The 26222-nt window shown below is 61.9% G+C and carries 25 protein-coding genes and 2 pseudogenes; 15 read left to right on the top strand and 12 right to left on the bottom strand.

The genetic code is table 11. The features are described 5' to 3' along the window. Positions 1-532: 532 nt before the first annotated feature. From J7I85_RS19980 to J7I85_RS25775, 5 genes are all read right to left on the bottom strand, one after another. On the bottom strand, positions 533-745 hold the full coding sequence (locus tag J7I85_RS19980; RefSeq protein WP_214856187.1) for a hypothetical protein: 213 nt from the start codon (positions 743-745) through the stop codon (positions 533-535). Positions 746-1600: 855 nt separating this feature from the next. Further along, the gene (locus J7I85_RS19975; protein ID WP_214856185.1) at positions 1601-2017 is read right to left on the bottom strand and encodes a CBS domain-containing protein; all 417 of its coding nucleotides are present in this window, start codon (positions 2015-2017) and stop codon (positions 1601-1603) included. 623 nt (positions 2018-2640) lie between these two features. Next, positions 2641-2916: a hypothetical protein gene (locus tag J7I85_RS19970; RefSeq protein WP_308159565.1), complete on the bottom strand. Its 276-nt coding sequence runs from the start codon at positions 2914-2916 to the stop codon at positions 2641-2643. 377 nt (positions 2917-3293) lie between these two features. Then, positions 3294-3530: an ANTAR domain-containing protein gene (locus J7I85_RS25780; RefSeq protein ID WP_308159564.1), complete on the bottom strand. Its 237-nt coding sequence runs from the start codon at positions 3528-3530 to the stop codon at positions 3294-3296. Positions 3531-3798: 268 nt separating this feature from the next. Further along, positions 3799-4044 carry a hypothetical protein gene (locus J7I85_RS25775; RefSeq protein WP_308159563.1) on the bottom strand — a complete coding sequence of 82 codons (246 nt, stop codon included), beginning with the start codon at positions 4042-4044 and terminating at the stop codon, positions 3799-3801. A 322-nt stretch (positions 4045-4366) separates the two neighbouring features. On the opposite strand from J7I85_RS25775, the gene J7I85_RS19960 reads away from it, so the two are divergent. Both J7I85_RS19960 and J7I85_RS19955 read left to right on the top strand, forming a co-directional pair. Further along, positions 4367-4567 (top strand): cold-shock protein, encoded by a 201-nt coding sequence (locus tag J7I85_RS19960; RefSeq protein ID WP_214856183.1) that lies wholly within the window; start codon positions 4367-4369, stop codon positions 4565-4567. A gap of 568 nt (positions 4568-5135) precedes the next feature. Beyond that, entirely contained in the window at positions 5136-5813 is a 678-nt protein-coding gene (locus J7I85_RS19955) for a DNA/RNA non-specific endonuclease (protein ID WP_251024599.1), read from the top strand. A gap of 132 nt (positions 5814-5945) precedes the next feature. On the opposite strand, the gene J7I85_RS19950 is transcribed toward J7I85_RS19955, so the two are convergent. Together J7I85_RS19950 and J7I85_RS19945 are read right to left on the bottom strand one after the other, a co-directional pair. Further along, positions 5946-6437, bottom strand: coding sequence for a hypothetical protein (locus J7I85_RS19950; RefSeq protein ID WP_214856181.1), 492 nt, complete (start codon positions 6435-6437; stop codon positions 5946-5948). Positions 6438-7447: 1010 nt separating this feature from the next. After that, positions 7448-7753, bottom strand: a complete 306-nt coding sequence (locus tag J7I85_RS19945; protein ID WP_214856179.1) for a hypothetical protein — start codon at positions 7751-7753, stop codon at positions 7448-7450. Positions 7754-8518: 765 nt separating this feature from the next. Here J7I85_RS19945 and J7I85_RS25245 point away from each other — a divergent pair. From J7I85_RS25245 to J7I85_RS19910, 6 genes and pseudogenes are all read left to right on the top strand, one after another. Further along, entirely contained in the window at positions 8519-9073 is a 555-nt protein-coding gene (locus tag J7I85_RS25245; protein ID WP_308159566.1) for a helicase associated domain-containing protein, read from the top strand. Between the two features lie 418 nt (positions 9074-9491). Further along, positions 9492-9692 carry a hypothetical protein gene (locus J7I85_RS19930; RefSeq protein ID WP_214856175.1) on the top strand — a complete coding sequence of 67 codons (201 nt, stop codon included), beginning with the start codon at positions 9492-9494 and terminating at the stop codon, positions 9690-9692. 44 nt (positions 9693-9736) lie between these two features. Further along, a pseudogene (locus tag J7I85_RS19925) lies at positions 9737-9947 on the top strand (helix-turn-helix domain-containing protein). 33 nt (positions 9948-9980) lie between these two features. Beyond that, on the top strand, positions 9981-10301 hold the full coding sequence (locus J7I85_RS26020) for a sigma factor-like helix-turn-helix DNA-binding protein (protein WP_374102503.1): 321 nt from the start codon (positions 9981-9983) through the stop codon (positions 10299-10301). A 1266-nt stretch (positions 10302-11567) separates the two neighbouring features. Beyond that, entirely contained in the window at positions 11568-12689 is a 1122-nt protein-coding gene (locus tag J7I85_RS19915) for an ImmA/IrrE family metallo-endopeptidase (protein WP_214856170.1), read from the top strand. Between the two features lie 92 nt (positions 12690-12781). After that, positions 12782-13201 carry a hypothetical protein gene (locus tag J7I85_RS19910; protein ID WP_214856160.1) on the top strand — a complete coding sequence of 140 codons (420 nt, stop codon included), beginning with the start codon at positions 12782-12784 and terminating at the stop codon, positions 13199-13201. A 2-nt stretch (positions 13202-13203) separates the two neighbouring features. On the opposite strand, the gene J7I85_RS19905 is transcribed toward J7I85_RS19910, so the two are convergent. After that, positions 13204-14076, bottom strand: coding sequence for a DUF6602 domain-containing protein (locus tag J7I85_RS19905; protein ID WP_214856158.1), 873 nt, complete (start codon positions 14074-14076; stop codon positions 13204-13206). A 547-nt stretch (positions 14077-14623) separates the two neighbouring features. Here J7I85_RS19905 and J7I85_RS19900 point away from each other — a divergent pair. Together J7I85_RS19900 and J7I85_RS19895 are read left to right on the top strand one after the other, a co-directional pair. Further along, complete coding sequence (locus J7I85_RS19900) at positions 14624-15220, top strand: RNA polymerase sigma factor (protein WP_308159562.1); 597 nt, start codon at positions 14624-14626, stop codon at positions 15218-15220. Continuing rightward, entirely contained in the window at positions 15186-16250 is a 1065-nt protein-coding gene (locus tag J7I85_RS19895; RefSeq protein WP_214856156.1) for a CU044_5270 family protein, read from the top strand. Before J7I85_RS19900 ends, J7I85_RS19895 begins: the two co-directional genes overlap by 35 nt. Before the next feature lie 208 nt (positions 16251-16458). On the opposite strand, the gene J7I85_RS19890 is transcribed toward J7I85_RS19895, so the two are convergent. Together J7I85_RS19890 and J7I85_RS19885 are read right to left on the bottom strand one after the other, a co-directional pair. Beyond that, positions 16459-19188, bottom strand: coding sequence for a hypothetical protein (locus tag J7I85_RS19890; RefSeq protein WP_214856155.1), 2730 nt, complete (start codon positions 19186-19188; stop codon positions 16459-16461). Beyond that, positions 19185-20927: a hypothetical protein gene (locus J7I85_RS19885; protein ID WP_214856153.1), complete on the bottom strand. Its 1743-nt coding sequence runs from the start codon at positions 20925-20927 to the stop codon at positions 19185-19187. The genes J7I85_RS19890 and J7I85_RS19885 overlap by 4 nt, the downstream gene beginning before the upstream one ends. Positions 20928-21576: 649 nt before the next feature. Here J7I85_RS19885 and J7I85_RS19880 point away from each other — a divergent pair. From J7I85_RS19880 to J7I85_RS19860, 5 genes and pseudogenes are all read left to right on the top strand, one after another. Next, on the top strand, positions 21577-22413 hold the full coding sequence (locus J7I85_RS19880) for a hypothetical protein (RefSeq protein WP_214856151.1): 837 nt from the start codon (positions 21577-21579) through the stop codon (positions 22411-22413). A gap of 18 nt (positions 22414-22431) precedes the next feature. Further along, entirely contained in the window at positions 22432-22755 is a 324-nt protein-coding gene (locus tag J7I85_RS19875; RefSeq protein ID WP_214856149.1) for an Lsr2 family protein, read from the top strand. Between the two features lie 509 nt (positions 22756-23264). Continuing rightward, the gene (locus tag J7I85_RS19870; protein WP_308159561.1) at positions 23265-24287 is read left to right on the top strand and encodes an LLM class flavin-dependent oxidoreductase; all 1023 of its coding nucleotides are present in this window, start codon (positions 23265-23267) and stop codon (positions 24285-24287) included. Between the two features lie 33 nt (positions 24288-24320). Continuing rightward, on the top strand, positions 24321-24677 hold the full coding sequence (locus J7I85_RS19865) for a hypothetical protein (protein WP_214856145.1): 357 nt from the start codon (positions 24321-24323) through the stop codon (positions 24675-24677). A 173-nt stretch (positions 24678-24850) separates the two neighbouring features. Next, positions 24851-25450: pseudogene (locus J7I85_RS19860) on the top strand (NADPH-dependent FMN reductase). Positions 25451-25560: 110 nt separating this feature from the next. Here J7I85_RS19860 and J7I85_RS19855 read toward each other — a convergent pair. Continuing rightward, positions 25561-25908 carry a GNAT family N-acetyltransferase gene (locus tag J7I85_RS19855; RefSeq protein WP_214856143.1) on the bottom strand — a complete coding sequence of 116 codons (348 nt, stop codon included), beginning with the start codon at positions 25906-25908 and terminating at the stop codon, positions 25561-25563. 22 nt (positions 25909-25930) lie between these two features. Then, the coding region (locus tag J7I85_RS19850; protein ID WP_285289627.1) for a pirin-like C-terminal cupin domain-containing protein at positions 25931-26222 on the bottom strand (292 nt) is incomplete at its 5' end.

The following is a 26222-nucleotide window of genomic DNA, read 5'->3' as shown; positions in this document are numbered from 1 at the left end:
GACGACCAGGTGTTACTGGTATTGCTGTATCCGTCTCCTACTGCTTGACGGCCCGGTACTGCTGGTGTTGCTGTGGCCGTCTCAAGCTGTCCGACGACCAGGTATTACTGCAACGGTGCTTCCCCCTAAACAGGCAACTACAGCTACTTAAAGCGGGGGAACTTCCGTTCTCTTTTTCTTACGAGAAAAAAATATAACCACTCTCTGAAATCTCGTCAAATCACTTGTGGGCGCTCTGAGCTAGGTCGCCTTTTGGGTTGCTCGGGACCTACCTTGTAGGACACCCAAGCGGCAGGCGGGCCGCAGCCACTACAGAGCCGACTTACAACCGTCCGGTGAAGGATCCTTGATGGGGCGCTCCAAAGGCTCTTCCAACGTCCTCGCCATGCTTGCAGAACTTGAAGCGAACCTAACGCGTGGGGTCCAAGCTGCCGGACCGTATATACGGCAGAGGTCCGGTTCCTTTGGGGAAACGGACCTCTGTTGTCGCGACGGAGCCCTGATCCTTCTAGGGGGAGGAGTGGTCCCGTGACTAGACCTCGCTGGTTGTCTCTCGGCTTTCGAACTCGTCATCAAGTTCATAATGGCGGAACTCCGTTTCAGGGTCCGTCTCTCCGTCAAGGACTATTTCGCGGTCCAGCTGCCGCTGGACCTGGCTGTCGAGTACCTGCAGCTTTTCATTTGGTATGGCAGTGAGCTCCTCAGGGAAGGGGTCAGCGGGAGTCAGGTGCAGCTTGTCTTTCATTGCGTCCTCTCACGGGAGCGCCACGCTTTCCGGGCACTTTTCGTCCCACCATCAAACCACCCTGCGCAATCTTCATCCCCAGCAGAATGGACAAATCTTTGCAAGGACGACTGGCGGCTACAGGGGAGGGCTCCTGGGGCGCCCGTTAATCGATCCGCTTACGGGCGGGTCATTGACGGCGCATGCATCAACGTTGGTAGGGCCTCAAGGTGGGGCCGCTAGCGGTACCGGAAACAGGTACGCGGCCTCGTACGCTGATTGGTTATGCAGACCGCATACGCCGTCGGGGGGCGGTGATTGTGGAGCGGAAGTGCGCCGCCGGCGTCGCAGGCTTACTGCGGCCGGCGGCGTACCACCCGGACCCTTGGCTGGCTCCCGTTCTGCTACAGAAGGTTCCACACAGGCCAAGCCCCGCAACTGCTTAACGGGCGGCCTTCATGGTCTCTTCTGTTCCTCAAGATTGGATCAAGTTTGTCCTGAGTCGGACGCCGTTTAAAACTGGGCAGAGGGAATCGGACTGGTTCCCGTACGGGCAGTCGAATCTTTCTCACTATTCCGAAGCGATGTGTCTACTCATAACCCAGGTGCCTCGAATTGCTAGCCATATGAGCCAGTTGGTCGCCCAGGGGTGCGACATTTAGCGATCACAGAACACCGCCATTTATCGCCAAAAGTCACACGACTTATTTGAAGCCGTTCCGGAGACTGGTCAAAAACGGTCGTTTTTGATTTGTCCGGGGGGATGGAGGAGAGCGTCAGGCCAAAAGAAAGGGAGGCCGGTGCTGCATGCCCGGCCTCCCTTTCCTCTAGCGGAGGAAGCACTACTCTACGCCCGTCCTGGATTCAGGGATCGATTCAGTAGAAGGAGATGAGCTCGACGAGCTCCCCAACCCTGTCCTCAGGATAGTTCCGGGCGATGTCGGCCTGGCTGAGCATGCCGACCAGGTCATGGCCATCGATGACAGGCAACCTCCGCACCTGGTGCTCCCCCATCGTCCTGATCGCGTCCTCAATGGAATCATCAGCGCCGATGGTCACCGGCTTGCCCTGGCCAAACTCCCCGGCCTTTGCCGTCCGCGGGTCACCACCCTCCGCGAAGCATTTGATGACAATGTCGCGGTCTGTGATCATGCCCTTGAGCCGGTTGTCCTCTCCGCAAATTGGCAGGGCGCCGACATCCAGCTCTTTCATCTTCCGGGCGGCTGCTTCCAGGGTTTCGTTTTCACCGATGCACTCAGCACTGCCGGTCATGATGTCACGTACTGTCGTCATGGCGTTCTCCTCAGATGTTTCGAATGGGGCTGGCAGCGGCCGCCGTTCTGCGTGACCCGGCAACCGCCACGCCTGCACGGTAAATCCGCCGCCTACCTGTGTCCAGACCTTCAGATCGATCCATAAGGCGACACCGAGAAATAACGGCCAACCCCCGGCTGGGCACCTCGTCCCTCACGGATCTGGTACAGGCCATTCATCAGCACTGCGCCGTCCTCACGACTCGCCAGAAGGCGCCTCAGCGCGGTAGATCTTCTCCGCCAATGCCCTTGAGTAACCTCCCGCATGCTGCACCCCGCGCCCAGACTGCTGTTTTTCCCTACCCGCCGGCGCGTAGCCTGAGCGCACGCCAACGACACGCCGCTGTGCGTCCGCCACGAAAGGAAGCCTCGGTTGACATGACCGTCAAGGATCACTGGGACCGGCTCGATCCGGACACGAAGAAGTGGCTCCTGACGTGACGACGCGCCGCTGGGGCACGACCCTTTCACAAAAAATACGCAGCCAGCCAGCCCACGGCGCCCTGAGCCGGAAGTCTTGGGACCGGCGCCGGACTGGATGTCCACCTCCACTGGTGAACGGCGGCAGCAGCAATCAGCCACAGTGGCAGCGAAATCCTTTGCCTAGGTTTCTGTCGCGTCGAAGATCCGGGCTTCCACGGAAGAAGCCTGGGCAGTCGCCTTGGCTCTCATGAAGTCGAGGTCCTCCGCAGAGAGCACCATCTGGCCGTGACTGTCACGTTCGATGTTTCTCCCGCCGGCCGCGGTGCTGATCTTCGCGGACATGGCGCGGGGCAGGATCTGACATCCCGGGTTGTCCGTGAGCCACTTCTGCGTCGCGGAATCGAGCCTGTCCCATAGCTCCCTGATGTACATCTTGATGAATGCGCCTTTCCCCACGGGCTTCACTTGAGCGCCGGAAACCGCCGTCCCGGCTGGTCAGCCTAGGTTACGCCCGGCCAGCGTGGAACGACAGAAACCAAAGCCTGGCCTCCACGGGCACGCCACGTGGGTGCCATCAACGGTCGGTGTGTCAGGGCAGCCAGAGGGCTGGGCGGGCCGCCTGCGCGGGCACAGGGGACTCCACCGCCGTCGGTATATTCCCGGTCTACGCTCAGGAAGGTGGGCCAAGGAGTGGCTGTGATGAACCAGCACGCGTCACTGGCCAACGCCCACGAGGGCAGGTGCCGGCCGATCCTGAGCCCCGTTCCATGAGAAGTTTCAAGCCTCACGGTCCCTCCGATAGGGCGACGGACGCCCAGGGCATCCGGTGATGGTTAGTCATGGTAATGGGTGCGGACGGGCAGGCCGTCATTGGCCAAGGCTGCGACGACGCAGGCCGCGACTTCATGCAGCTTCACGTTCCGGCTCATGGAGGCTTTCCGGAGAATGTCGAAGGCGGCTTCCTGCCCGCACCGGTTCTGGGCCATGATCGCTCCGGTAGCCAGGTCGATAACTGTGCGGGACTGCATTGCGGCGCTCAGGTCGTCCCTGGCGTCACGGAGTTGGGCCATCCGCAGGGCCAGCTGCAAGGACTTCGATGCCTGCCCTGCGTAGGCTTCTGCGCTGGCAATGGTCGCGCCGCTGAATCCCCGGGATCATGGCTGTAGAAGTTCAGGGCGCCGCGCGTTTCACCTTCGAGCTGGAGCGGAACGGACAGGATGGACCTCCCCCCTGACCGGCCACGGCGCCGGTGTATCCGGGCCAACGCTCATCGCTCATCAGGTCCGGGACGTGCACGGCGACCAGGTCCCGCATCGCAGCCTCGCAGGGCCCGTCGCCCTAGCTGTTCTCGGTTTCGTTCATGAGCCTGGCGCAGGGGTTACCGCTGGCCACGGTCGATGCTTTCTTCCGGCGGATCAGGGTAATCCCGCAGAACACCTCATGGGCGGGGCTGCTGAGCCGAGATGCGGAGAACACTGCCAGGTCTTCAAGGAACTGCCCAACGTCGGGGCTGTCCAGCACAAGGTCCTGCAGGTACCGGGCAACATCACCGAACGTTTCAACGGCAAATTCCTCGCCGGGCATCGGGGCCTCCATTCAACAACCACCGACCGGTCCGCAACACCCGGTCCTAGCCCGTCAGGGAGCAGACCCCCCTCTGCCTAAAGGTTCGTTCAGCATACCGCCGCCCCGCCCGCATCTACCCCGGGCAGACGACAGGACGACCGGGGCATGCGGCCCGCCCGGATCCCGCGGGGAAGCAACGAGAGGGCCGCCCTTGAATGACGCAGTTCCGGGGATTCTTGCCAGTGCGCTGCCAATCCCCATAGGTTAGGGGCGGTGGATGACACCGCGATCGCCGGGCGCCGATCGCCCAGGGGGAGCAGAACGACGCAAAGGAGCGGACGTGGCAACAGGGACAGTGAAGTGGTTCAACGCAGAAAAAGGCTTCGGCTTCATCACCCCGGATGACGGGTCGGGTGAAATATTCGCACACTACTCCGCCGTCTCCAGCAGCGGCTACCGACTGGACCAGAACCAGAAAGTCCAATTCGATGTCGCTCACGGCCCGAAGGGGCCCGTGGCAGAAAACATCCGCACGGTCTAGGGTTCCGCCGTCCTTTTGACGGCAACCGCTGACGGCCGACGACGGCGGGGCGATACCCCGTCTCAAGAGGGCACTCACGTCGCCGGCCCCGCCTCAGTCCGGACAAGCGTGCCGGAAACCACACTGATGCGGGAGACCTGGGCCACCACATGGGCCTCAACATTTACTGCCGCCCATCTCCAGTCAACACCCTCCGGGTGTGCACGGCACGGGTGGACGATACCTGTTTTTCATCTCAGCCACTCCGCATCTGCGCAGAAGACAAGGACCGGACAAAACCCATGCATCGCGGCACCCTGGACTACGTACGTGAGCGGGACGCCATCGAACGCGCCGCACACGCCCGGGCCGTCGCCGGCAGTAAAGGAAGGCCCTCAGTTGTCCACCCAACCAAATTTGACCTCCGGGACACCGGACTGACCATCCCCAAGTTCGTAGAGAAAACAGGGAACGCCCGATCGAGCCTTTACCGGCACCTACCGCCCAGGCCACCCGAACCCCTGATCGCCGGTGGATCGCCGGCACCGGTCCGTGCAGAGGATCCCAGCCAACAACCGCCCGGCGGGCATTGAATGCAAGACTCCTCGATTCTGGTCTTCCACCTGTCTATGCCGGTACCCTCGGTGCCGCGCTTCTGATGTTCCTCGGCCAGCTCGCCGCCTTCAACATCGACCGGGGCCACCTCGTACGGCGGGCCTCAGCCGTCTGGGGTGATACACGGGCCGAAGCCGCCCAGGCCAATGAAGACACCTTCCACTACACAAACGCTGCACCGCAGGCAGCAAAGTTCAACCAGGGCATGGAACTCTGGCTGGGTCTGGAAACCTACCTGCTGAATAACGCAGCCGATTACCGCCGGCGGCTCGTCGTCTTCACCGGGCCCGTCTTCAGCGACAGCGACCCCGTGTACCGGGACGTTCAGATCCCCTTACGGTTCTTCAAGATCGCCGCGTTCATTCACAACGCCACACTGGCAGCAACCGGGTACATCGTGGACCAGACACCAGTGCTGCCCGACCTGACACGGCCAGAACTTCAGGAAGGGCCTCCCCCGCTCGGCCCGTTCAGAACCTTCCAAGTACTGATCCGGGACATCGCTGCCCTCACCGGACTGGACCTCACGCAACTGACCGCGGCAGACCGTATGCCGATCGCAGCGGCACAGCCAGCAGCCCGCCCGGCCCCCACCTGGCGGCGCCTCCGCTCACCGGAAGACCTCGATCTGAACTTTAACCTGAACGATTAGCAGTGAGCAGACACCGCTAAAACCGCGCAGGCTACCAAGTGTCCGCGCCAGACGATGCGGCCACGCATGGCGGTGAACTACGCCGGCATAACACCGGAAATACTGAAGATCGGCCGTGAAGCCGGCCGAAACTTAGTCGCGGCGGGTTCTGCCTTCCGTGTCGTCATCGGTGCGGCCCGGCACGGCATCCTCGTCCTCTGGAACACCGTTGCGCTGGCCGGCTGTAGTTCCGCCCTGGTGCACCGTTCCGGCATCACCGTAGTCACCCTCGCCGTACTCGCCGGCTCCCCTGGGGTCAGCGCCGGTGTCCACCGTTCCGGCGTCACCGTAGTCGCCTTCGGCGTACCCGCCGGCTCCTCTGGGGTCAGCGCCGGTGTCCACCGTTCCGGCGTCACCGTAGTCGCCTTCGGCGTACCCGCCGGCTCCCCTGGGGTCAGCGCCGGTGTCCACCGTTCCGGCGTCACCGTAGTCGCCTTCGGCGTACTCGCCGCCTCCCTCGGCGCCAGCGCCGGTGTCCACGATTCCGGCGTCACCGGTTGCGTATTGGGCGCCCTCACCTTCTACGGCAGGATTTGGCGTGCTGATGTGGCGTTTCGGGGCATCGGTCTCGTTGTTCTCCGACATGGCGGATCCTTCCTGCAAGCAGTGCGCCCGACTAGCGTGTATGGAAGTTTATCGACGATCCTGGCGCGGCGACAGTGCTCTTTGGCGGGGCATGAAAGTCCCTGGAGCGACTGAGCGCAGAACGGGGTAGCTCGCCTCCGCAGATAGCCCCGGACATTTATGGGTGAGCGGCCCAGCTTCATAGGGTCCAGCGGGCTTTTCCCAAGGCGCATCTGTCAGGCTCTGGTTATCTGATCGGAAAGTGGATCTCTGAATGGCTCGACCAGCCCGCCGGGCCCGGCAGCGCACCCCCCAAGTCAACGCCGGACCCGGCGGACCCAGCCAAAAGCTGAACCCTCAGTCCACCTCAGCGAGGGCCGGTTGCCCGGGCGAAGCGTGTGCCCTTCCCGGCCTGGCTCCGGGCAGGACGCTCCATTCAGTAATCACGGATTCCTGAGGAAGTCCTCGGCCTGGTTGGCCGGACTGAGGCGGGACGGGGGGCCGACGACGGCTGGGGGTGAGAGTTCCCTGTCTCTGAGGGCTCTCGTCGTCGCCGGCCCCGTCTCTGTTCCGGATGTTGCCTCCGGAAAATCGTAGGGGCCCCGGCCGGGTCAGCCCGTCCGGGTGCTGCCATGCCCTCAGTCAACCCTGAGCGGGACGCCGGGGCACGAGTAATTCCTACCTGTTTCTGGGGTCCGCCCGGTACCCGGTTGTGGCTGGGCACCGGCGCGGCGCGGGCCATGAATGGTTGGGACCGACGGCGGGCTGGGTCGAGTATCAGGCATGGGGGGAACCTGTATCTCTGTCCGCCGCCGGCCTGCTGTCAGTTTACGCCCGGGCCGCCGGTCCCGGCCCAGCTGGTTGATCAGACCGGGTCCGGCGGGCTGCCGGCCCCGGAGAGCTCTCCCGGCCAGCAAAGGCCAGCATGGCCGACGATTCTTGGGGAAACCTTTAACCCGTCATGAGTTTCAGTCGGGCGCGGATACGGAAAATGCGCCCCCGCTATAGGGAGGGCGCATAATTCCGTGCTGTTAGTTCTGTGAAATGGTGACGGGGCCTTGGTCCGTTGTACATACGGTCGCGGTGGCTCCCGAACGATCAACCTGTGTGGCGAGGACGGCGACGGGGCCGACCTTCACGCCGCAGATGGTCGCCGCGACCTGGGCTGCTACCCCGATGCGGGCGTCATTCAGAATCGAAATGTCCCCGACCGATACGTTCACTAGTCCGTCCTGGACCACAATCGGCGGTGCGGCGGTGGCGGGGGCCATTCCGCCCGCGAAGAGCAATGATCCGGCGAAGACTGCTCCTGCTGTGGCTTTGGTAAAAGCACGCATGGTTAACTCCTTGTTGACGACGTGATTTGGATCACATCAATATTGGGGTGCGATGTGGATGCCATCAATGTTTGGGGTGCATCAATGTTGGGTGCGATGCGGGTCGCATCAATGTTGGGATGCGACGTGGTTTACATCGGTGTTGGGTGTGATGTAGATAACTTAAACATAAAGATCAGCATACTTAGCAGTCAAGGGGGAGAAGCTGGATCACGGCTCGTGGGACACTCCTCGCCGGAGTTAGATTGGCCCCGGCTCAGCGTAACTGAGGTGTTCGCGCAGGTCACAGCGCCTAACCACCCCAAGCCTGCGGGCTGTTGAATCAGACCCGGCACCGAAAAGATCTCAAAAAAATCTCAGTTGGATGGCCCCGCCGACGAACAGGGATCCGCTTTTCAGTCGAGAAGCGTAGTTCAACTTCGATGTTCACCCAGTGGCATGGACCGGACCTGTTTATGGGGGAGGATCCCTCCGCGCCGGAGGCGGCAATGCAAAGATGAATTGTGGCCGCTGTAAGAGGTGATGCTGTTCCGAATCCGGAGTGGGTACTGATGTACCGGGCCGGTCTTTCCCGCGGCCGCATCGCCGAACTGACCGGCAGCTCGCCGTCCACGGTGAGCTACCACCTCAGGGCGGCCAGGGCCGCGGACCCGGCACTCCGCGCCGCACACGAAAAGGTAGCCGCGCCGAAAACAAGCCGGGTCACCTATCAGGGGCTGGACCGGATGAAAGAACTGATCGCGGCAGTGCAGGAAACGGGCCGATATCCCTCCCAGTCCGCCAGCGACCCTCGCCCCTGCCTACCGCGAGGGACTCAGCGTCCTGCCGGACTGGGAGGGCACTCCCCGCACAATCGTCTTCCAAACCAGATGGCAGGACAGGCTGGCAGCCCTGACGGCCTACCGCGCCGCAGGAAAGGATTGGCCCCTGCACCAGAGAACAACCGGAGAAGAGCATCAGCTCGGCGTCTGGCTGCACGGCCAGCGATTCGAGCTGCGCCGCGGCGAGCTCGACCCCCGGAAAGCTGCGGCACTGGACGCGGCGGTGCCGGGGTGGCGGACCGGCAGGAAACGCGGATCGACGGCGGACGAAGCCAGATGGCAGGACCGCTTGGCGGCCGTGGCCACCTACCGGGCCGCAGGGCGGGACTGGCCACGGTCCAAGGCCAAAGCCGGCAGCGAGGAGCATCAGCTGGGCGTCTGGCTGCACGCCCAGCGGATGAGGCAGCGCAGCGGCAAACTCACTCCTGCAAGGGCACAGTCGCTCAACGCGACGGTACCGGGATGGCGGACCGGCAGGAAACGCAAGGCTCAATCCTGAGTCTTCCTCCGATGCGGCAATGCATTTAGGGCATGTCCAGCCTCCGCGAGGCGGCGAAGAAGGACGCGCAGATCCTCGGGCACGAACCTCGTTCAAGTCAAGTCCGATAGGAAGTCCCTCTGGGGCCAACGTCACCGTCCCGTCAACGCGAACCGCCGAAACTGCGGCTTGAACAGTGGTTCTCCGCCGGGCCATCCCCGAACAACACCCCCCGCCGCTCACGGAAGAGTCATTATCAAAGAGTGGCCCATGAGGCAAGTGTTATCTATTATTACTAATGAGACTTGCAGTTAGTGTGTTGCATATGGTGTTGGCCATGCCGCAGAGACCAGCGTCCGCAGCCACCGGCCAGCACAGATCGGTGTATCACGGGTCGTAGCACTGCGAAGGAGAATCCATTGGGGGAAATCCACGCCGCGTGTCAGCATCTGCCACGCGAACCCGGCGACTGTCCATGTTCGTCCATCAAGCCCTGGCCCGTGCCCGCGCGGCAGCTGTTCCCTACAAGCTCGGTGAGGTAGTCGCCGGTGATGACCCCTTCAACGGCCGCAGGGAAGGCCTCGTGGCCGTCAAAAAAGGCACGTTCATTGGGCTGCAGACCACAGACAACGTCTTCTAAACGTACCCAGCCATCTGATCCGAATCCGCGAGAGCCTGAGTGAGATGTCCATTGCAAACGTGCCCACCCAATACCTGACCATCGCCGAAGTAGCCACGATACTGCGTGTGTCAAAGATGACCGTCTATCGACTGGCCCGGGCCCCACGCCCTGGCCTCGGTGCGCTTCGGAAACTCCTACCGCATTCCTGAAAACGCCGTCGAAGAGTACATCAGGAGGGCTGGCGCCCCCCAGGAGAGATCAGAGCCTACATGAAGAGGCAGTTTGATTCAGGACAGTAGTGACAGGGTGGATTCTAGTGCAGAGTCATGCCGCACTCTGCGAATCGGACGGAAGACGGGCTCGAAGTGGAGAAACGGATACCGGCACAAAGACCCGAAAACGGGGCCGGGCAAGTCGAAGGAGCCTTCAAACGGGCCCTCATCGAGGAAGCCGCTGACAAGGCTCGACAGGGAACAACGGGATGTCCTGGTGGCCCTGCCTTACCGCAGGTCCCCGGTGAGCGAGGTGGCCGCGCAGCTAAACATTCCGGCCGGCACGGTAAATGCTCGGGCTCTCTCTGCGCTGAAGGCAATCCGCAGCTTCCTCAACCAGAGCCCGCAACCATAACCGGCCGTAGCCGCAGGGCCTCAGGTTACGTAGCCGGCTTACATGTTCCCGGCCCGAGGGTCCTGGACATGCTGACGCTGAGAGTCCCAGCGATTTCCTGCAGCTTCTTGCCCTGACGCCGCAAGTCCACTGAATATGTCAACCATATTTGGCCCCGGTAGGACCGTTGTTTTTGACCCCTTGGAGTGGTCTGCCCAGTCGGGTCGGCTGCACGCGTACCTTTGTGGCTGCGGTCCTCTGGTCTCCGCTGCAACCACTGAGGTGTGAGGTGCTCCGGGAGTCCTGACACGAGATCCCGTGCATAGTCGATCCAACGCCGGTGCTTGAGGGGGGCCGTCGCCCCGAATCAGTTCCCGCTCTGCCCGGCTCCGCCCCGTCATCTGACAGCAGGACTGAGCGGACGGGAACTATTCGTGCCTCGGGGTTTGCCCGTACAGCCAGCTCATGGCTTCTTGGGCATCCGTGAAAAACTGGGTAGGGCATTGGGGCCGGTGGAGCCCAAGCATTCGATGGGCGATGACCCGGTCTACCGGGGACGAACCAAGGATGGCGAAGGCCCGAACAGTACTCACCTCACTGTAGAAGCTGACCGCCTCCCTGCTGACAGAACCGACCCCAGTGACCTGAAGCAGTACCACGGATGGCCTGCCTCCTGCCAGGGCAAGTAAATTCTCCCTGGCGAGGGCCCAGTCCCCGGCTGTCATTCGGGCACCTGGTCGCAGGGCGATCCTGATGATCCCGTCACTGATCACGTCTGCGGAGACGTTACACCGCACAGCAGCGAACTGAGCTGGTTGCATCCCTAGTGGTCCCCCCGATGAAATGTCTTTCGTCACAGAGTAACCACTACCTGCCGGTGAATTGAGTTTTTCATCAAGTTCTAAAATGATGAAGGACGCGCTGTTCTGGCCCACCTGCGAGATGAGGCACGGATTTCAGCGCACATGGTCCTCCGGATGCACGCGTCCGCGTTGGGGGAGGGACCGCGTGGAGGGCTCGGGGATCACGGTCCCCGGGCACTTCCACGGCACCGCGAGGGAGGTGCAGCTCATGCAGCCGGGCTGCATCCTCGAACGCCGGCTGACCAAATGCCGGCGCGTCCCCGAGTCGGAGGTGGTCAATCAAGGACACTGTCCAAGCCAGATGCCAGGTGCCGTCAGAAACGGTCATTTTTGACCCTAGTGCCAGAGTTCCGGATCGCTGGCGTTGCCGAACCACAGCCAGTACTGAACAGACGACGAGTCTCCTACCCATAGACTTCCTGCTATGGAAGTGAAGTCCGTCAATCCAGCAGTTCTGCGTTGGGCCGTTAACGACGCCGGCTACGATGCCGAAGCCTTGGCGGACGCCACCAAGCGATCCTCCGATGTCGTAGAAAATTGGCTGGAAGGAACTACCAAGCCTCATAAGGGCGACCTGGACAAGATCGCGAAGCTACTCGGGCGCAATCCCTACTTCTTCTTTCGGGCAAAACCACCTGAAACAGTCCCAATCGTCGCAAAATTTCGTAAGTCCATCGAAGATCAGGCAGTTCAGCCTGTCGAGGAGCTGAAAGAACTTCGCCATGCTCGATCCGTCCAGAAGGTCGCGGACTGGGCAGCGCAGGAAAGCGATGTTCACGCCCACTTGACCCGGCGCTATAGCTCTCCTGAAAGAACCGCTCGTGACTTCAGGGAATCGCTTCACTACACGCCTTCCGATCAAGTTGGCGCATCCAGCAAGTCTGCTGTATTCCGAGACTTTCGCCAGCAAGTCGAGAATCTCGGAATTGTCGTTCTGCTTAGAAACGCTGGATCAAATAACTTCCGGGGGTTCTCGCTGCCCCACGGCCGTGTGCCGCTGATCTACATCAATGCCGCGTACGACCTTGCGACGTTGCGTACCTTCACCTTGCTACATGAGGTGGCCCATCTGATTCGAGATGAGGAAGCGGTCTGCCATGACAACGACGGCGAGGTGGAAGCGTGGTGCAACAGGTTCGCTGCTGCCGTCCTTATGCCAGAGAGTCATCTAAGGACGTACCTTAAGAGCAAAAAATTCACCTCGCTCGACGGAAATTTGGAGGCGGTACGCCTAATTTCCAACCGCTACGGCGCTAGTTGGGCAGCGGTGGCTATTAGGTTGAAATCGTTGGGCCTGGCAACTCAGCAGCTCATTGATCTCGTCGAACAGACGCGTGGTGAGTTTCTGGAGAAGAAATCTGCATTTTCTACAGTCAGACAAACCGTCCCAGTTAAGAGGCGGGCCGAGTTTGGCGCAACCTATCCGCGGCTTCTTATCGACGCGATGGAACATGGCCGGCTGAGCGCTCTAGATGCAGCAAGGTACCTGCGAGCTGACGGACCGCAGCTTCGAGAGCTCGCTACTGTCCTCAATAGTGGGGCATAGGGATGGACGTTTACGTAGTGGACGCTTACGCCCTGGTCGCACTCGAATCCCGGTGTGCATCCGAACGGGATGTGCGGGCCTGCCTGATTACAATGACCACAAACGTGCAGGCGGGCCTCCTCACGTTCCCGGATCGGGTCGTAAAACATTGCCATCACTTCGACTCCAATGGGACCGGGTATATGTGGGCGCATGCCTGCAGTGGGCATCGGCAGGAGCACGCGGCTCCGGACTCTGAGATCGGGCTCGTCATGGCCAACCATCCAGAGCTAATGCCGGACGAGCAAGATCCGAAGGCACGTAAAGACGTGAATGCAACCCCGGTCGATGTCCTCGCTCTCGCCCTCAGTCTAAAGAGTCAAGGACATAGCGCGACAATTATTTCCGAAGAGCCGCTCAGCCTACCCGATCGGGACACGCTAGCGACCGTAGCCCCAAAGTTCGGCATATCGGTCAAAACGCTTGAGGACTACATGATCGGTGAAGGACTAGCTCAACATTTGGCTGCCTAAATCTAATAGTCGAATACCTGAGTCTCCTTGGTGGTGCTAGGCAGGTAATTTGCAAGCCAGGTTTCGTCGGTTATTCCTCGACCCGCAAGATCGGCAAGGAGTAGCTCGCAGAACAGGAGCAGCGCGCGGGCGGGGTCCCCTAGCAGATGCTTTCTGCCATAGGCTTGCAGGGCAGTTGCAGGATAGACCACTTGATCGATGACTCGGGACATCTCGACTTGCGGCCCCCCGGGAATCCGCGGAGGTAACTCCTCCCACTGCTTGGAGAGCTTCTCTTTGGTATCCGGGTCGGTCTTATGAAGTGGAACCAATTCAGGAACGTAGGGACTTGCTGAGGTGGCACTGCCCACCAATCCGGGGGAAATGATGCACGTCAGATCAGGGCGCTCCGCTTTTGGAAGATTCGCGATGGCTTCGACAATGGAGGCCGTCGCACCCTTGACGCTGAATCCAAACAGTACAAACATCGGCGGAGCGGTGTTCGATCGTGAATCCTGAAGCGCGTTTAGCTTCACCTTTTTACTCTTAAAGTCATTAATTGCTTCGCTATCCACGGTTGTCTTGACTTCGATGGCCATAACGGCTGTCTCAACAGGGAATAGCAGCTGGCTAGTCTGCGCGAGCAGCTGAGGTTGCTTTGCTTCGTCAAAGAGAATGATGTCGGTCTGTGCGGAACGTTGCCCCGTTCGATCAAAGATTATGCCGGTCCCAACACCAAGCGAAGAAGGCAGGAGGCTGGTGAGTAGCTGAGCTAGGGAAATCTCGTTCGCACGCCCTTTCTCACCGTTGTGCTCAACTAAAGAGTTCAAGACGTTGATCTCGATCTGCAAACGCCGAGTGACCCCTGACCAATACTCCTCGATAATGCCCTGCATATAGATGACTTCCTGTTCCGGCCTACGTGATCGTTTAGTTCAACAACTTTCACTCAAGCATTACACTGCCGGAAAACGCTACGCTCCTGCTCGCCCTCGCAGGCGTCAGCCGGGCGCTCCTCCTTTAGCCCGATACGGGGACCTGATGTGCTCGAGCGAGGAGCACCATAAAAGGCGGGCTCAACCGCAGAACCCCGCCGGCTTCTCGGCCTGCAGTGCTTTGCCCTCGGCTACTCAAGCGCTCTAGGCCACGCAGTGCTCCCTCATCACTGCGAACGAGGCACCCAGAAACGGGCCCTATTGATATGTTCTCCGCTGATGTCTAGTAGAGGAAAATCGCCGCCTTAACGATCCCCTCCCCCACCGCTGGACAAGGACGACGTCAGAAACCGTCATTTTTGACACAAGCTGTGGACAGAAATGGGCCAGAGTCGGAACGGCCGAGCTGTCCGCCCGTCGTCCACCGGTACGCTTCGAGGGAGATCCACTGGGCGCGAAGAAGGGGACGCTCCGTGAACCCTTTTGTGGCCAGCGGGCAATACATAGTGTGAGCACAGACAGCGACATCATCAGGCGGTCCCGGGACAGTCCCGCAGCTTTCGGGGAGTTGTACGACAGACACGCCTCAGTCATCTACAGATACGCCGCCGGACGGGCGGGCGACTTCGCCGCAGACGACGTCACGTCAGAAACCTTCCTGGTGGCCTGGGAACAGCTGGAGGCCTACGACCTCGACCGGAATGATGCCCGGCCCTGGCTGTTCGGCATCGCCACCAATCTGCTCCGCCGGCATCACCGCGCCGAAGCCAAGATGCTGAAAGCGGCGTCTAAAGCCGCATCACGAGAGGCAGTCGGCGACGATTCGGACCGGGTTGCCGCCCAAGTCGACGCCGTTGTGGCGATCGGGCGCATCGCCATCAGCCTGAAAGCTATGGCCGCCATCGATCGGGAAACACTGCTGCTCTACGCCTGGGCAGACCTGACCTATGAGGGCATCGCCTCCGCCATGGACGTTCCGGTCGGAACCGTACGGTCCCGCCTGAATCGCGCCCGCCGGACCCTGCGGACCCAACTTAACCTCGGACTACTTGATGAAACGGAGAACGACCATGGACGACTTGCAGCTGCTCCGCGAAATGCGTAGCGATATCGGCTCCGCCCCGCCGGCCACCCTGGCCCGCGGCCGCAACAACCTCATGTCCAAGATCGGCTCCACTTCCCGTCCCGAGGCAACGACCCGTACGCACGCTCCAGCCAAGGTGAGTCCCATCCGGATCCGGCGCCGCGTCCTGATGGCCTCGGCAGCCGCCGCCCTGCTCGTGGGCGGAATCGTAGCGGCCGACGTTGTCCTGCCGGGCCAATCCGGAGCAACCGCCGAAGCGGCCGAGGTCTTAAACAACGCCGCGGCAGCCACCATTCAAACCTCCGACCCGGTGGTGGGACCGGGCCAGTACCTGAAAATCGAAACCACGGCTGTCTACAGCGCCGGCTCAGTCGCCGCCGACGGAACCCAGACTTCGTGGCTGGATAAGACCGGAGGCCAGGTCTACGTGCCGGCAGACCGGAAGCGGGAATGGGTCTGGAACCGCGAAGAACGTGTCCCCCTTGAGTCCTCCAGCAAAGCCGCCAAAGCTGCCGCAGCCGAAATACGGAAAGCAGATCAGGGACGGCCTAAAGGGCAACCCTCGATCGTCGGGATTCTGCGTGCCCCCGGAGGTGCCTTTTACGGCAACAAACCAACAGCCATTATCGGCACGCCCCTCACCGAAGCCGGCAGCCTGCCCAGGGATCCACGAGCCCTCCTGAACATCATCCAGGAACGCACAAAAGGCGCCGGCCCGTCGCCTGAGATGGAAGCATTGATCACCATCGCAGATGCCCTGCGCACCGGGGTCATCCCCGCCGACCTACGCGCTGCCCTGTACAAGGCCGCAGCTCTCATCCCCGGTGTCACTGTCGTGGACAAGCAGGCAACACTCAATGGCAAGACCGGAACAGCCATAGGAATCCAGTCACCGGATGGAGGCGCCCGGCAGGAAATCATCATCGACCCGGTCACGGGGCTGATGATCGGAGAACGGGACGTTTCGCTGAAGGCCACCGCTGATTTCCCCGCCGGGACAGCCACGTCGTGGACCTCCGTGCAGACATCCGTAGTGAACTCCGCCCCGTAGCCCCAACTGAACGAGAATTGGCCGCCTGGAAGGCAACCTCCGGGCGGCCATTTATCCCTGAGGGCCACAGTCCAGAGCCCCGACTCATCCGCAAAGCGAGTCAAAAACCCCTTCATGTTCAGTTTTGACAATGCCGCATTCGATAACCGTCGTTATTGACGTAGGCAGTTGTCCTCCTCCGAATACGTCTGCTTCGCACGAGGGACGCCTACGCCGCACCACTTGTTGTGCTAACTCTGATCGCGTCTGAGATTTGTTTGAGTTTGATTAGCCAGTCAGGCCATGGCGGGTCGAGAGTGTCAATCTTGCGATCATCCTGCTGCACCATCACGACTCCGTCCTCGGCTTGCCAGTCCCAGTAGGCGACGTCTGAGCCGTTACCGACGAAACGGATTCGCAGGTAGGACCCGTCCAGCCCGCCGAGGAAGGTTGCGACTGCGAGCCGCTCCAACGCATGGCGCGCCATGTCGTGAGTGAGGGACGAAACCGGCGCCAAGACTTCGAGCACGCCAGATCGATAATCGACGGTTCGTGCCCCGGCTCGTCGCCTAACGCTGCGTTGTTGCCATTCAGCTGACCTGTTCCTCAGCCCAAGGGGGGCGAGGACAAAATCGATGAGTTCACCGGGGCTCGACTCCGCCGCGAGGTCGGTCACGACAGTCACGAGCGCTTGAGCGAGCTCCGGTCGTGGCTCGGCGATTGTGAGGAGGTTCTTACTGAGGTCGAAGTCATCATCGACGATGAGGTGGCGCACTTGGTCGCGCACCGCTATGCGGGTATTCCGGTCCAGGTCGAGGCCGCTGCTTCGTGCGATCGCGTGCAGGGTCGTCGCCCGAACATTTGTTTCCTCGAGGAGCTTATCGACCTGGGTCCGTTCGTCGGCCTCGAGGTTCGTCAGAAGGCCCGGTGCGTCACGCGTTCCCCAGAGGAGTCGCCAGATGGCGACCTGGGCTTTGACAGCGTGGTTGGGGTCGACGCCGCCGCGTTCCAGAAGTCGGGCGAGGAGGTGGTTGAAAATCACCGAGTTCTTCGCAGACACAATGGGGCCGAGCTCGTCGGTGAAGGCCTGGTCCAGGGTTGCAGCCGCGTACCGCTTCACGAAGCGGGTGAAGGCCAGGCGGGTTCGGGTGGTCACGTCCAATGTGCGGCGTGTGAGCTCGTCGTCAAGTTCGTTCTCGCTGTCCTCGGCGGTATCCGAAGCGTCTTGGCTTCCTTCGTCGGCGAGTTCCGATTCGTCATCCGCTCCGGTCCCCAATGTGGTTTGCTCCACGCCGAGGTCCCCGAGACGTCCGGCGATGGCGGCGAGGATGAGTTGGATGTCGGTGGGTGGTGCACCGGCGGATCGCCCGTGGGTGAAATATCCAATGAAGCGCGGATCGCGGCGGACCCTGCTCCAGTCGAGGTCTTCCCAGCTGATGACTTCGCCGCCGTCGCTCGAGGGCGGTGGATGGTTTCCCGGTTGGGCAACGCGCCAAGCGGAGACGGGGTCGAAGACTAGGCTGCTCTCCAATTCCTGGAGGAGCGCATAGAGGTCTGCATCACGATCGGGCAGGTCGGCGATGCGGTGCAGCTGGTCCCGGCCGCCGGCCTTCTGTAGGCGTCCGCGAATAGCCGCGAGTTGGTAGGGCCAGCTGTAACTGGGCATGGATTCGTCCTTCCCCATTTGGATGGTGAGGGGGCCACCGTCGGCGACCATCGTGGCGGACTCATCGTTGAGGTCGAGCTCGACGATGTGGCCGCGCATGCGCTTTGTGGTCCACATGACGCCCGCGTTGAAAGCGGAGATCACGAGTTCGAGTTCATCGTCAATGGTGCGGTCAAACATGATCGTGAGGAGGCGTCCGTCGAGTCGGCTCCACAGCACGACCGGATGTGCTGGCGCTTCCACTGTCTCTTCAGTCGAGCGATAGGTCAGGCCGATCACAGCGGCGTCTTTGACGTCGCTGCGCCGCAGGTGGTCGTACATCGCTGCGAAGCCGCCCGGGTCTGCGATGGTGATGATCCCGGCTTCGACATTCCCATCGGCAGCTGTACGTAACAGTGCGGATCGTGAGAGGTTGGCGGAGCCAGTCAGGATGGCCTCTCTGGTGTCGCCCTTGAGATGGATCCACTTGGCGTGGATGTAGGTCGCTGGGTCGGAGGTGACCTCGATGATCTCCAATGCCGCATTCATGGTCTTCGATAGTGCCGATGCCAGCCGCTCAGGGTCGACGGAGGTATCCCTGCTGACTAGGACCCTGAGCCGCTCGGGTGTGAACAATTCCATCAGGCGCTCCAGTGCCGCGCAGTCCGGGTCGTGGAAGGGTGCGTGGGTGATCATCTCTCGGACCGGCCAGTCAGCTGCAGCGGCAAGCTGGTCGATCAGCGGCTGGTCGAGGTTGTGGCGCACGGCAGCGGATGCCGTAGGTGCGGTGGGAAGCCAAGGAGCGGTGCCCCAGAGCGTCTGAAGCAGGTCGATCGTCGGTGGATCCAGTAGCTCCCGAATGGCCAGACCTTCAATGAGAGTCCGCGCGGCGGCGAATTCATCAAGATGTTGAGGCTGCTCGTCGTGGTAGCGGAACACGTGCCACAGCTCACCGGGCGACGCGTAGCCGTCGTGTCCAAGGTTCCCCGACCCAACCACGAGAACACCCTCGCGTGGCCCCAGGAGCAGGATGAGCTTGGCATGTGCCGCTCTGGAGTGACGAATCGGCGCTGCCAGGTAAGACCGGTTGGCCATCTTTAGCCGCTGCCCGGTCGTGGCAGCTTCGGCGAGTTTCTCCCCCAACCGTCGACCGTCGCCCAGCACCAACCGCAGCGGCACTCGGGCCAGTTGGCCAGCCAAGCGTTGTTCGAAGAAACCGAGGTCAGCGCCGTATGTGAGGATCACCGCGCTCGACCACTGGCCTTGGAGGAGCTCGGGTAGGACCAGTGTGGGCTTCGGTGTGCCGTCGTTCATGGTGCCCGCTCCGGCTGAGATGGGAGGTCGCTCACTGCCTTCGCCAGTGCACCGGTCGATAGATCTCCGTCTTCGAGGAGTCGACGGCCCGTCGGCGTCAACTTGCGCGCGGGGTCGCGGAGCGCGGAGACCAGACCGAGCTCGTGGACGGTCGTACTCAGGGCGTCGAAGCGGCTGTCGTTGAATTGCGCAGGTGCCTCCTGCACGAAGAACCGAATGTGGTCTCCGACTCGTCGGAAACGGAAGGTGTCCTCGGGGAGCTTGCTCGTGGCGACGCGTTCGTGCTGCACAATCACGAAGTCCTTGATCACCCACCGCGCGAGCTCGGACATCGTGGCACCCGCCATGACCTTTCGGTGCATCAACGTGAAGAATCGAGCCATACCGATGCGAAGCGACCCGCCTTCGGCTACCAGGTCCTGATCAGTGGCCAGCTCGGCCACTCGGATTGGGATACCGAACCGTCGATACAACAACAGCAGCAACGCGAGCATTGCGACCACAGACTCGTCGTCGTCGACGACGTTGTGGCAAGAGTCGTACAGTGCGTGCTCATCAAGCAGCTTGGCCCGTGGCCACGGAGCGTCGAGGCCAGGTGTGAGATCGACGATCGAAGAGATCGCATCGACGAACACGGCCACAGGCGTCCTGGCGCGGACGGCCGCTTGGTCTCCAAGGTAGCGATCTGTGGCGAATTCGTTGTTGTCGAGAGCATCGTCGATCAGGTCCCACAGGCGGGCTACGGGAACCAGACTGAGGCCGTCGGCGGACTCCTGAAGACCTCGACGCACGACCCAGCCGAAGAGCCGGTTGAAGGCGAAGGAGAAGTACTCTCGGGCCTGGTAGATCCGCCACCTGCGGGCCGTGACCGCCAAGTCGGGCTGAGGCTCATAGATCCCACCTTCAAGGGTGCGGAAGTAGATGAGTTCGCGGAACTGAGTTCGGCCGATCCCCACATCCGGGCTGGTCTGACTCAGGTCGAGGATCAGCCGCAGCGTGTTCCGGCGAGCTACGGACTCCACGGGCGCGCCGGCGTGGAGGAACAGGTCCTGCAGGAGCGGCAATTCGAACTGGTCTGTGCCACGCAGTTGGCACAAGCAGGCCCCTCGGGCGAACGCGACCATGTCATCACGGAGGACCGCGGCTTCCAAGCTATCGTCCACCATGCGCCGGCCCACGGTTGTGCCGTCGACTGCCCGGCCGAAGGCCGCAGCCAGCGCCTTGCCCACCGGGGTCGGCGCGTCAAACGGGAAACCGTTGGCTGGACCGGCCACGACTACGGCGCCCATCATCTCCATGGTGGAACGGTAGTACAGCCCATATCCGCCGAGCGGTTCCTTAATGTAGTCGAACTGCGGATCGAACTCGTCGCGGGCAGCCAGGCCTCGGACACGCATCGACCCTACAATGTTGCCGGCCAGGTTGGCGTGCTCGGGCGCGTCGCAGACGTGACAGGCCATCGCGAAGAGAGCCTCACGGGGCCGATAAAACTCGCGGAACGCTGCCCGTGTACGCGGCAACTCAGCGGCCCAGAAGGTGTCTAGGACCCATGAGTAGAACGACCAGTAGCGCGGATGAATTGTCAGCACATTGATGCCCGGAGCCAGCAGCGGCAGGATCCGGTCCGAGCTTACCGAGCCCAGCCCCAAGTGGTCCTGGCCCCCGCGCGGCGCGAAAGCTCGTGCACCCCATACCGGCCCCGTTTGCTCCCAACCCCACTTGTCCGATGGCTGCCCCATGTTTGCAGTCTGACATAACGCCGTTATCCGCCAAATAGCCCTGCGATTCACTTTTTTGGAGGCTGGCCGTCTGCAGCTCAGAATCGGTCGTTATCGACTTACCCCAAATCAGCCTCCGAACAGCTGGAAAATGGGGACGAAATCAGACGCTCCCCCATTGCTGCCCAAAAGCACACTCAGAAACGGTCATTTTTGAATGGCGCGCCACTCAAGAGGAAAATTCTGGTTGGATGTTGGACATGAGGAAGAAGTGGTTGGAACATCAAGTTCCCGAGCCGGCCACGGAGGGAATTGCCCGGATTAGGAAGGCACTGCACAAAGTCGGCGGTGAGCGCGTTGACTGGGGTGACGAAGTTTCCCTCAATATTGGGTACTCGAGCAGCGAGCAAAGCTGGACCAGCAGATATCCCAACGGATCCAGTTCTCGTAGTGGACGCTCGTCGTTGCGACAGTAGGCCTCGGGGTGAACCGGAAGCTAGCCGCTGAGGCGTTTGGATGAAACCGGCTCCGAAAATGTTCAGAACCCGTCCACAGCTACCGCCACAAGCGAGGTGGGAATTGCGGTGGCTGCTACTTGAAAAAGGCGAGAGGCACTGGATGCATAGTGGTCATTCTAAAAGGCAACCCGTAATCCTATTATGCTCAACGAATGAAACCCACGACTTCGGTAGACCTGACTGCCATGGCGGCTCAAGTGCCTGGACTGGTTGCGGCACACAGCCTTCGCCTCATCAACGCCCATTACGCCAATATCCCCGACGTCCTTCTGGATGAAGGTGTGGGGATCGAGGGAGCCGTTGAAGTCGCGGCCCTAACCGGAGCGCCGTTCATCTCCCTGGAGCGGGAAGAGTTCGACGCCGAAGCTTTGCTAGACGGCGAGGAACTTCCAGATGACCTCATCAAGCGGGCACGCAAATATCAGGGCCAGCTTGAATGCCTCAACCTGCAATGGGCTGCCCAGGGTCTCACCTATGAGTGGAGCGTGGGGGCCGATTGGCGGGAGAAGCTCAGTGCCGATATTGCGAGAGCTGAGCTGGAGACAAAGCTGGCATCCGCCACCCGCGCCCAGGTCGAAACGTCGGCGACTGACGAGATTATTGCTTCCCTGGTCGACTCCCCCGACTTCCGCCAAGCGACGCAGAGGCAGCGCAGTTCCGTCGGCTTCGCTATCTTGGCCAACCGTGGTGAGACAGATTATGAAGCCGTCCGACAAGCAGTCAATCGAGCCTGCCACAAGGTTGATAGTCATGTCCTACAAACCGAACTATTGCTCAAACCAAAGCTGGAAGAGCTCGGCGGCGAGCTTCGCAAAACGCCGGCGTGGCTGGCGGCGACTTCCGATATCAAACGTCACAACGCGGCGATTGAGTACCTCATCGAAAAGTCTGGCGGCTACCGCCTCAGTCCCCGAATATCCGATCCGCTGATGCGTGCGGCTAGAGAACTGGAAGAGAAGTCGGCAATCAAAATACCCTTCCCGAAATAAGACTGATAGCCTTGTCTCATGCGTAAAACAATAGTGGTACTTGAGGATGACCTCGATGGCTCCGAAGCCAGCGAGACAGTTCAATTCGCCGTCGACGGCGCCGAATATGAGATTGATCTCAATGAGGCCCACGCCACAGAACTCCGCCAGGCTTTAAGCCGTTATACCAACGCTGCCCGTAAGATTTCTGGCGGCCGCGGACGACCCAACAGCCGTAAAGCCTCGACTGGCGGCAATGACTCTCGCGCTATCCGAATGTGGGCCGCGGATAACGGCATCGCAGTAAATACTCGCGGTCGCATCCAAGCCGAGGTAGTAGAGAAGTACAACGCCGCGCACTAAAAACTTCAGATCCAAAAAAGCAATCACGGCTGTCATCTAAACGGATTTCAGCCCTGATTGCTTTATTTGTGGCGCCACCTGCCGAGCGGAATTCTTGCGTGTATGAAGAAATTCCTAGGGTCGCTAGCAGCGGCACTGAGCTCTGATATGTGGCCAGCCGATCGCCGACAGGCCACAACGTGAGACGTGCGTGAAGTAACACGCTCAAAACGGTCGTTTTTGACTCCAGTATGTAGGGCCCCCGGATCATGTTGGTCGAAGCAACACCCGTTTAAGGAGTGCCTTCGATGTATCGACAGTTTCGCCTGCCGGAGTGCAGTTTCTTGCTCTTATCCGTGAGGGCAGCGGTCTCAAACCCTCAGCCCGCGCGGTCGGGGTCGGCAACCCGCCAGGGAGGCGACGGACGTGCCGAATCTCCGGCCGTGGCGGATGCGGCCCGTGCTGCGAGAGGGTGCGGGGCCGAGGCCCCGCGGGGAATATGACCGGCCGCCACCATGTTGGCTTTTGGTGTGAAAAACATCGGATTCCTGTCCTTTGGCCATTGGACCGACCACCCGGGGTCCGGCACGCGCAACGCGTCGGACGCGCTGTTGCAGGCGATCGACCTCGCGGTCGCGGCCGAGGAGCTGGGGGCGGACGGCGCCTACTTCCGCGTCCACCACTTCGCGCAGCAATATGCATCCCCGTTCCCGCTGCTCGCTGCGATCGGGGCACGGACCAGCCGCATAGAGATCGGTACCGGCGTCATCGACATGCGCTACGAGAACCCGCTCTACATGGCGGAGGAAGCAGGCGCGGCCGACCTGATCTCGGGCGGTCGGCTGCAGCTGGGTATCAGCAGGGGTTCACCCGAGCAGGTCATCGACGGGTGGCGCCACTTCGGCTTCGCCCCCGCCGAGGGCGAGTCGGACGCCGACATGGGCCGCAGGCATACCGAGCGTCTGCTCGAGGTGCTCACTGGCGAGGGTTTCGCGGCGCCGAGCCCGCGCCCGATGTTCCCGAACCCTCCGGGCCTGCTGCGCGTGGAGCCGTACTCGGAGGGCCTGCGTGAGCGCATCTGGTGGGGTTCGGGCTCGAACGCCACGGCCATCTGGGCGGCGAAGCTCGGCATGAACCTGCAGAGCTCCACGCTCAAGGACGACGAGAGCGGCAAGCCCTTCCACGTCCAGCAGGCCGAGCAGATCGAGCTCTACCGGCAGGCCTGGAAGGAGGCGGGGCACGAGCGGGAGCCGCGCGTCTCGGTCAGCCGCAGCATCTTCGCACTGACGGACGAGCGCGACTGGAAATACTTCGGCCGCGACCGCCACAGCGCCGACCAGGTGGGCAACATCGACGAGAAAACGCGAGCGGTCTTTGGCCGGTCCTACGCGGATGCCCCGGACGCGCTGGCCGCGAAGCTGGCCGAGGACGAGGCGATCGCCGCGGCAGACACCCTGCTGCTCACGGTCCCGAACCAGCTCGGTGTGGACTACAACGCCCACGTCATCGAGTCGATCCTGAAGCACGTGGCGCCGCAGCTCGGCTGGCGCTGACTGCTCACCGCGCCCGGCAACGGTCGAGTGTGGGTGTTCATTATCGGTCTTGGCGGCGGGGACTTCCCGCTGGCCATCGCGACGTGCAACCGCCGCACCCGCACGGCGGCGGGCTCCGCGGCAATCGCAGGATTCGAGATGGGCGCCGGCTACCTCTTTGGGACCCTGGGCCTGCTGCAGGGCGGGACCTTGTTCTCGGCCACCGGCGGCTGGACAGCCATGCTGCTGACCTTCGCCTTCACCGGAGTCCTGATGCCGGACATCAGCTCGGCACCCGCCGCCGTCATCGGCCGGATTTGTTGTTCCGCACGCCCTGCCCGGACCAAGGGGCACGGGCCCGCAGCAAGTGCGCTGACCCTCGCGCCGGAAACGCCAATCAGGCCGGAATGATCCTCAACCAGGCCTGTTCCTCCCGCCGTCTTACACCTGCCCTTTGCCTTTAATGGCTCTGGTGTCACCGGCTGATCAGTGCTGGACTGCGCCGGGAGGGTAGCCACCGTCCCGGCACCGCCTCACGTAGCCACTCAAGGGCGATCCGCTCCGTATCGGGAAGGAACACTGCTATGGCCACGTACAAGATCGGTTATTTCGTCGGCAGTCTCGCAAGGAATCGATCAACCGCACGCTTTCCCAGGCCTGATCAGGCTGGCCCCCGAGGAACTCGAGTTCACCGAGATCCCGATCGGGGATCTGCCGCTCTACAGCTACGATTATGACGCCGACTTCCCGCCTCAGGGCCGTGCCCTGAAGGACGCGGTCGAGGCCTCCGACGGCATCTTGTTCGTCTCCCCCGAGTACAACCGGTCCATTCCCGGCGCCCTCAAAAATGCTATCGACTGGGGGTCCCGGCCGTGGGGCACGAATTCCTTTGCCCGCAAACCCACCGCATCATCGGAGCCTCGCCGGGAAACATCGGCACGGCCGTGATGCAGTCCTCGATGCGTGCGGTGCTGAGCTTTTTGGATGCCCCGCAGCTGAACGCACCCGAGGTTTACCTGAAGTTCGATGCCGCGGCGTTCGGTGCCGACGGCGAAGTCAAGGACGAATCCGCGGAGGCATTCCTGAGGCACTACATGGATGAATACTGCGCCTTCGTCGAGCGCGTTCTGGCCGCGAACGCGCCCGGCCACATCGGCGACCAGGACCCGGAGACCAGCAAATAGCACGGGACGGCTGGGTCCTGACTAGCTGTCGCCTTTAGGGGGCGGTGCAGGCAGAAAGTGCCCGCACCGCCTCTGCCGTGCCGGCGGTGGCAGGCCAGGGCCTGCTGTTTCTACCGGGCGGCGTTTTCGACGGCGGTCAGGTGCTCTGGGTGGACCGGGGTCATGAGCGGCTGGTAGTCCGGGTGCTTGCGCAGCCAGACCTTCACGTAGGGGCAGACGGGCACGACGGCGATTCCGGCCGCGAGGGTATCGTCCAGCGCTTCCTGTACGAGGCGTGCGGCGAGGCCCTGCCCGGCGTAGTCCTCGCTGACGGTGGTGTGGTAGAAAATCCGCTCACGCCCTTTATTGCCGTCGTGGGGCAGGTAGTGGGCTTTGCCGATGATGGCGTCGCCGTCGAGGATTTCGTAGCGGTGGCGTTCCGGTGTGTTCCGGACGGTGATGGTCGCTTGGTTTTCCATGGAGGTCTCCTGGGGTTGTTGGTCAGCCGCGGGGGCGTAGCTGGGCGTTGGGCAGGGCCGGGGCTGGCAGCGGTGCCGGGTACCGTTCCGGGTAGGGTCCGAAGCGGGGGTATGGGGCACCGTCCGGGTAGGTGTTGCCGGTGGGAGGGTCGGCCGGTTCGGCGCCGATCTCGGCCTGCCAGGCGGCGCGATAGGCGACGATCTCGTCGTGGGTGCGTCCGACGAAGTTCCACCACATCACGATCTGTTCACCGAGCGGTTCTCCGCCGAGGATCAGGACCCGGGCGGGGGTTTGCCCGGCCTCCAGGACGACC

The sequence above is a fragment of the Arthrobacter sp. ISL-65 genome, assembly GCF_018613795.1.
GTDB lineage: Bacteria > Actinomycetota > Actinomycetes > Actinomycetales > Micrococcaceae > Arthrobacter.
Note: the sequence above shows the minus strand (reverse complement) of the source record. Positions and strands in the feature narration are given on the sequence as shown.

Bases quoted from the DNA above. Each gene is read 5' to 3' on its own strand.
- J7I85_RS19980 (WP_214856187.1), bottom strand. From the start codon at position 745: ATGAAAGACAAGCTGCACCTGACTCCCGCTGACCCCTTCCCTGAGGAG.
- J7I85_RS19975 (WP_214856185.1), bottom strand. From the start codon at position 2,017: ATGACGACAGTACGTGACATCATGACCGGCAGTGCTGAGTGCATCGGT.
- J7I85_RS25780 (WP_308159564.1), bottom strand. From the start codon at position 3,530: ATGGCCCAACTCCGTGACGCCAGGGACGACCTGAGCGCCGCAATGCAG.
- J7I85_RS25775 (WP_308159563.1), bottom strand. From the start codon at position 4,044: ATGCCCGGCGAGGAATTTGCCGTTGAAACGTTCGGTGATGTTGCCCGG.
- J7I85_RS19950 (WP_214856181.1), bottom strand. From the start codon at position 6,437: ATGTCGGAGAACAACGAGACCGATGCCCCGAAACGCCACATCAGCACG.
- J7I85_RS19945 (WP_214856179.1), bottom strand. From the start codon at position 7,753: ATGCGTGCTTTTACCAAAGCCACAGCAGGAGCAGTCTTCGCCGGATCA.
- J7I85_RS19915 (WP_214856170.1), top strand. From the start codon at position 11,568: ATGGAAGTGAAGTCCGTCAATCCAGCAGTTCTGCGTTGGGCCGTTAAC.
- J7I85_RS19910 (WP_214856160.1), top strand. From the start codon at position 12,782: ATGACCACAAACGTGCAGGCGGGCCTCCTCACGTTCCCGGATCGGGTC.
- J7I85_RS19905 (WP_214856158.1), bottom strand. From the start codon at position 14,076: ATGCAGGGCATTATCGAGGAGTATTGGTCAGGGGTCACTCGGCGTTTG.
- J7I85_RS19895 (WP_214856156.1), top strand. From the start codon at position 15,186: ATGGACGACTTGCAGCTGCTCCGCGAAATGCGTAGCGATATCGGCTCC.
- J7I85_RS19890 (WP_214856155.1), bottom strand. From the start codon at position 19,188: ATGAACGACGGCACACCGAAGCCCACACTGGTCCTACCCGAGCTCCTC.
- J7I85_RS19885 (WP_214856153.1), bottom strand. From the start codon at position 20,927: ATGGGGCAGCCATCGGACAAGTGGGGTTGGGAGCAAACGGGGCCGGTA.
- J7I85_RS19880 (WP_214856151.1), top strand. From the start codon at position 21,577: ATGAAACCCACGACTTCGGTAGACCTGACTGCCATGGCGGCTCAAGTG.
- J7I85_RS19875 (WP_214856149.1), top strand. From the start codon at position 22,432: ATGCGTAAAACAATAGTGGTACTTGAGGATGACCTCGATGGCTCCGAA.
- J7I85_RS19855 (WP_214856143.1), bottom strand. From the start codon at position 25,908: ATGGAAAACCAAGCGACCATCACCGTCCGGAACACACCGGAACGCCAC.